Below are 6,849 nucleotides of genomic sequence, written 5' to 3'. Positions count from 1 at the left end.
GCGAAGGCGACGGCGGGAACTGCTTCGGACGAAGTCAAGACAGATCAGCTACTTCCGACTCCTAACGTGACGGAGATAGACGAAGACGCATACGTAGAGGATACCTTCGATGCGTTCAGCGTGGCCGGAATAGCTATAGAAGGGAATATCTATCGTGAATGGTTAGACATAATAGAGGGTACTGACTGGAATTCACTAACCAGCAGCTGGAGTGTAAGCTACACGGTTGTAGCGACCAACACCGGAGCAGCTCCGGGAGAATACCCGCTTCACAACACGGTCGTTATCTACGGTGAAGACACTGACGATGAATACGACAGCGACGATGCTACGGTAACTATCACAGTACCGGCGCCCGGACTGGGAGCCGAAGTGGACGTCCAGGTAAGCAGAGAGGACGAGATAGAGTACGACTGGAGTATAGTCAAGTCTGTCGATCCGGAAGAAGTCACTCTGGACCAGAGCGAAGATGCCACGATAGGTTACACGATACAGGTGACCAGAGGCAATGCCTTCACCACCGACAGCACCTACACGGTGACCGTCAATGTGGCCGTGTCCAATACCGGACAGGGCGCAGCCCAGGGAGTGAAGGTAACACTCACCATACCTGAACTGAGTGTTTTGGATACTCTTGCAGAAGGTATAACCATAGGTGTTGGAGAGACGAAGACTTACAGCAAGACTTATACAACAAAGAACTTCAACGCAAGCTACACGGCCACGGTAGACGTAACCTCTTCAAACAACGCCGATCTACAGGTAAGCAAGACCGGAGATACACCGACCGATCTCAACGTTGTGGAAGAGATAGACGAGGCCGCTACCGTAAACGACCTAATAACGAATGTACCTACAGGTTTCGAAATAGTTCCGGCAACTCTTGCGAGAGACTGGGATCTCACGGGTTCAGATACACTCACCTACTCTCTAGTTCTCAAGAATATAGAAGCTCTACCCGGTACATACTACCTGACCAACACAGCCACGGTTACCGAGGACGATACCAATGAGGAAAGCTCCGACGATGCTACGGTAACTATCACAGTACCCAAGACAGTAAAACTTGAAGCAGAAGTTGAAGCCGAGTTCTTCTGGATAAGGGAGAAAATCTACGAGTGGGAAATCGATAAGAAAGCGAATCCAACCCTGATAATCTTCCAGGTGAATGAATTCGAAAAGGACATCGAATACACCATAACGGCAACAAAGACTCTCGATTCTGTAGTGGACACGCACTCTTACAGTGGTTCAGTAAAGGTTACCAACAATGGCAACAGTGAGGCCCAGAACGTCAAGCTGACCATTACACTTCAGTATTATAACGGGTCTAATTGGATAACTATTCGGACTCTTCCGGAAGTATCGCTCGGAAGTATCGCTTCTGGTGGATACGAGACTTATGGATTTGGACCGATAGCCTTCACGCCTGTTGACACTAACGCTCAACACAGGGTAAAGGTCGAAATCTCTGCCGACGCACCTGCTAATACCGACGAAGCGTACGATGATTCTTTCCTGTCAATAACGGGAACAAGCGAGACTAACGCCACTGCAGTTCTAGATGATGAATTCACTTACGTGCCAGATGGATTCGCAATCGTTGCAACAGTTCCAGATACACTTACATTCCCGATGGAACTTACTGATTCAGCTGTAGTCCAGTTCTCCATAACCATAAGAAAGTTCTCATTTGAAGGAAGTGGAAGTATCTCCTACAAGCTAAACCAGCTCGGCGCATATATCTCAGCCACAGTCACTGGCTACATGGCAGGTACGTATCCCGGCTGGTGTATTGATGTTAATACTCCAGGGATTAGCGGTTCATATACCATAAAGGATATCTACAATGGCGGTCAGCTAGATGAGGATATGGCGAAAATCAACTACATTCTCAACAGATATAGAGATAATCTTTACCCTGATGGAGTTGACTACAGACATATTCAGATGGCGATATGGGCGATAATGGAAGGCGGACTGGAATGGGATCATTTTGTATCGAGAAGTGGGTTTTCTCTCTCTTATGAAAACAGCCCACTCGTTGAATGGATAATTGCTACTGCAAAAGACAGCTTCCTTCCCGGTTGTGGCGATGTGGTTCTCATGAAGGCAGAGAGCACAAACAAACAGGACATAATACTTGAGATTGTATTCCCCTGTGAAGAAGAGGACTTCAGACTCGAGAATACCGCGACACTCACCAGTGAGCTGCAGAAGATATGGGACGATGCAGTAGTCGAAATAAAGCTGACTCCTACCGATCCCGAAATCTGGATAGGAGGACAGACTGCCTGGGGTGGAAACTATGAAGGCAGTGGATCTGCATGGTGGTACTACTTCGATACAAACGGTCCCGCCACTCAGGATATTTACGCTGGTCAGAATAAAGTCGCCGGAGCCTCAGTGACTTATAAGAACGGCAAGCTGACAATAATCCTCGGGCCTAATATGCGTCTGCAGAGTGTTTCCGAACCCGTTAAGATCCAGAGCTATGCGGCAGGCGCTTTGCCAAACAGCAAACCTTCTCCAGGAACATTCACTACATACAAAGGTTCTAATCTGGTCGTTGATGTCAGCCCGGCAAGATACTTTGCGATTCATCTGGATGTAGAAGTACTAAAATAGCTGCACGCTAATCTTTATAACTCAAAAGCCCTCCTGATGGAGGGCTTTTCATTTCCAGAAAGAATTGGTTATTCGATCACTTGCATATTCCCACATACTGTATGGAGCTTCCAGCATTGCCAGGATCCGTAAAACTCGGGTTTATTGTCTTGAACACTGCGCTTCCACCCCTCAGATTTTTTGCACCGCCAGTGTAGTATGAGACTGTTATGCTGTCGAAACTGCTATCGCCTCTGAAACCATACAACCCCGTCGGTTTCTTGAGGAGAAGCGCGATCCTAAACGCAGTCATGAGATCTCCAAATCCTATATTGACCCCTCTCTTTGCCAGCGCCGCCGTCACCGCCCTCTGATCGTTGCAGCTATCCAGAAGAATATCTCTGAAGATAGCGGGATCTCCCCCACCCTGTGTTCTGACATACTGCAAGAAAAGGTAGGAGAGCGAGTAATTAGCAAGCACATCGCCGTTGTCATTCCAGTAAAGCAGAGACTGTCCGTTCTTTATGCTGGTGGCGTAATTGTAATAGCTTATCCTGCTTGTCAGAGTCCCCTTGTAGATATGTTCGGCAGCCATCGACAAACCTTCGTTCAACCACGTCGGCATTGAACTGCCCTTCTCCACAAAGTAGTTTCTGTTGAAGTTGACCATGTGCTGGAACTCGTGAACCAGAGTACTGTAGGCTCTCGAAACATCTACCTGGTTCGATGCCGGGTAGCGCATCGTCGGATAGGTGTCTATATAGAAGATCTCCATCTTGTTTGAAGTACTGGTATTGAAGAGATCTCCCGAGCTGAAGTAACCGCCCACGTAAGCTCCAGTGCTGTCGAAATCGTCCTGAATATCGAAACAGAGGATCGCAACTCTTCCGTCTCCGTTCACATCTGATGGAGTGTAGAAGTATTCATTAACCAGAGGATAGATGACGTTATCGAACTCCTGACCCAGCTGCGTTGCCTTGAAAACAGTTATTTCCGAAGGATTCTCGACCCATATTTCGCATGTCTCCCCAATATACTGGAGAGTCGCGGTTATCTGGTACTTTGAATTCGTTTTGAAGTTCTGGACGTAGAAGGATCTCGTGTTGCCTACGGCTGCGAGTTCGAAGCCAGCTTCAACTAGATCCGGTCGCATCTTCATCGATAGATCGACGTCATCTAAGAGAGGTATCTCTGGATTTATAGCATACGCTTCAATCGGCAAATTTTTGGGAAGAATATCCCCTGATGGAAGATAATCAGAACTGAGCGTTCCAGTGTACTCTGAGGTATTCGCGCTCTCTGATTCATTGCTTACGAGAAGGACATTCCCCGTGTAAACCGGCCCGTTCATGTCTATACCGTCTTCGGGTGGTATTTCGGCGACTACTGTTCTGAACTTCCAGACATCTCCCTGGGTAGTTGCTCCCTTAGCGTCTGTCGCTACTATCTTCCAGTAGAAATCCTTTCCATTCTGAAGATTGCCGGGGTTGTAAGATTTCGTAGTTATCCCAGAGGCTACCTTCGATGGATTCGAGCTCTCGCCGAAGTAGACATCGTATTTCAGAGAGTCTCCGTCCGGGTCGCTGCAATTCCATGAGAGATTTATTGAAACAGCGACATCGCTGGCGTTATTTGCAGGATTTGGACTTGAAGGCTTCGCGGGCGGCTGATTACTCTTCGTGGTGAAGTTCCAGAGATCTCCTGCCGTTTCAAGGCCCTTCGCATCTCTGGCGACAACTTTCCAGTAATACTTCGTGCCTTCAGTGAGATTCGAAAGCGTGTAGTCTTTAGCCGTCTGTCCAGCCGAAACTCTAGCAGGGTTTGTCGTAGTACCAAAGTAGACGTCATATACCAGCGCATCCCCGTCGGGATCTGAACAGTTCCATGAAAGCGTTATCGATGTTCCTATACCAGTTGTGCCGCTTGATGGGGCTGGATTTGAAGGCTTCAGAGGAGCGTTGTTTGAAGGCACAACAGTTATGCTGAAAGTATCGGTCGCATCTCCGCCCCTGCCGTCGCTCGCTCTAACGGTCACCGAATATGTTCCTGCAGTGGTCGCATTGTAGCTGAACTGGTTTCCGCTTATCGTTCCAACTCCAGATACTTTAGAGAACACAATAGGATCGCTGTCTGAGTCTGATGCGAAGTTTCTCAAGTCAATAACCAGATTCGTTCCAGTGCTCACCGTCTGATCCGGGATCTCAAGAGTGGGGATCGCGTTGTATTTGACAATAGCTTTCTTCGGGCTGTCAACGTTTATCTGAAGCGGGTTATCAGTTAATATCTCTCCGTTTACCGTCCAGTTGAGGAAGGAGTAGCCTTCAACCTGCGGGGCGGTGAGTGTTAGGCTGCTTCCCTTCTCGTACCAGCCGCTTCCGGGAATAGTTACTACTGAAGAGCTCACGCTTACAAGATATTCGCTCTTCATCTGGGCGGTCAACGATACGTTTTCGGTTACGGTTATCGTCCTCGACTTCGCAGTGCTTCCGTCGCTCCACCTGGTGAAACTGTATCTTGTGTCTATTCCTTCTACATTACCGCTCTCAACTCTCTCCTGTGGAGTCAGTATCTCAAGTGATACCGTGTCTCCATGATTGACTACCACACTTGCCGGAGCTACTTTCTTGACTCCGTTCACTTTCACTTCAAGTCCCGAAGGTTCAGTGTCCACATTCACGCTGTATCCCTTGAGCGTATATACGGCGACTATCTTCTTGGCCGAGTCGTGAGTTATCTCTACGCTTCTTCCATCTATCCTGATCCCGTTTACTTCCCAGTGCGAAAAGTCGTATCCGATTGAATCAGGTGATACATAAGAAAAAAGAGAGTCCTTTACTTTCCAGCCAGCGCCATCTATGCTGGCAACTCCTTCGGGCAGTGTCGAGGTCTCGACTAGATATCGTGTCTCCGTCTGGACTGTGAAGCTCTTATCCGAATCGAGGAGCACCGTTCTTGGGTTCGAGGTATTTGAATCGTTCCATGACTTGAAGGTGTATTTTGTGTCTATACCGGATACGAAAGAGCTTTCGTCCCTCTCCTGAGCTTTGAACTCTATCGTATGGGAAGTACCTTCTCTTGCCTGAATGCTCCAAGGTGACGTGTATTCAAGTGAGTCTATGATTATCTTCAATCCTTCGGGTTCGCTTCCAACAGAAAGCGTCCTGAAAGGTATTTCGCTGTAAACGGCTTCGATTTTCGAAGGTTCGCCTACTGTTATGCAGAGTTCTTGATTCTCGACTATCTCTCCGTTTACCGTCCAGTTGAGGAAGGAGTAGCCTTCAACCTGCGGGGCGGTGAGTGTTAGGCTGCTTCCCTTCTCGTACCAGCCGCTTCCGGGAATCCCCACGAGTTTCTTAGGATCTGTGCTGACAGTCACCTTGAACTTCGTCAAAGTCTTTGCTTCGAGTTTCTTGTTGGAATCAATTGTTATTACCCTGGGATTGTCTTGTGATCCATCGCTCCAGCCGTAGAAAACGTGAATCTCTTCCAGTTCCTGCAAAGGTTCTTCGTCCACGACTCTAACTACGACTCGCTCCTCAGGCTTCAAGCTAATGCTGAACGGAGTCAGACGGATGTCCGAAGGCTCGAATTCAGTTTGCTCTATCTCATCCAGAAGAACGATCCCAATAGTATCGGGTTCGGAAATCACTTCCAGAGTGAAGAGTCTCACTCTCGGTACGCAACTGCTCATAAGTACTATGAAAACTATGAAAATCGATATCAGTATGCCTTTCAAGTTTATCCTCATAAGTATTCCCCCAAAATCAGGAATGCAACTCCATAGAATTATTATATACGATCCAATCTATTTGTATACATACTCGATAGATGCATACGCATCAATCATATGACCTACGTTTTTATATCTATCTGTGTGTAATTGCGGAAATCATTGTCCGTCACTTATACCTTATTATGAGAGAGGTGGAAGTATTACTTTATCTTGCAAGCGAACGGATGACTTTTTTTACCGATACATAATCTGGCATCGTTATGAGTATTTACCGTTAATTTACAAAGAAACAACATTAAAAATTGATCCGAAATTTCTGGATTATTGAGCATTTAGCGAAAGAACAGTGCGAATTATCAGTTTGTTTCCGGAGACCGAAGTAATCACTTTGCAGCTGAAAAAGCGTAGCGGAACAATAGAGCATTTCAAAGAGAAAGAGTCTACGAAATTCTGCAGATCTCTTTCAGGTAATAAAGTTATTGGTTGCTGTGTGCCAAGAAGGCGAAGAA

General features: G+C 47.1%; 2 protein-coding genes and 1 pseudogene. 1 reads left to right on the top strand and 2 read right to left on the bottom strand.

Annotated elements, in window-relative coordinates; all coding sequences use genetic code 11:
* A pseudogene (locus B3K91_RS08000) lies at nucleotides 1-2,628 on the top strand (hypothetical protein); the annotation flags it as partial.
* Between the two features lie 76 nt (nucleotides 2,629-2,704).
* On the opposite strand, the gene B3K91_RS07995 reads toward B3K91_RS08000, so the two are convergent.
* Nucleotides 2,705-6,355 carry an InlB B-repeat-containing protein gene (locus tag B3K91_RS07995; RefSeq protein WP_292594542.1) on the bottom strand — a complete coding sequence of 1,217 codons (3,651 nt, stop codon included), beginning with the start codon at nucleotides 6,353-6,355 and terminating at the stop codon, nucleotides 2,705-2,707.
* A 306-nt stretch (nucleotides 6,356-6,661) separates the two neighbouring features.
* A partial coding sequence (locus tag B3K91_RS07990; RefSeq protein WP_292594540.1) for a hypothetical protein occupies nucleotides 6,662-6,849 on the bottom strand: 188 nt, incomplete at its 5' end.

It is taken from the genome of Mesotoga sp. UBA5847, assembly GCF_002432735.1.
Classification (GTDB): Bacteria; Thermotogota; Thermotogae; order Petrotogales; family Kosmotogaceae; genus Mesotoga.
Note: the sequence above shows the minus strand (reverse complement) of the source record. Positions and strands in the feature narration are given on the sequence as shown.

Bases quoted from the DNA above. Each gene is read 5' to 3' on its own strand.
- B3K91_RS07995 (WP_292594542.1), bottom strand. From the start codon at position 6,355: ATGAGGATAAACTTGAAAGGCATACTGATATCGATTTTCATAGTTTTC.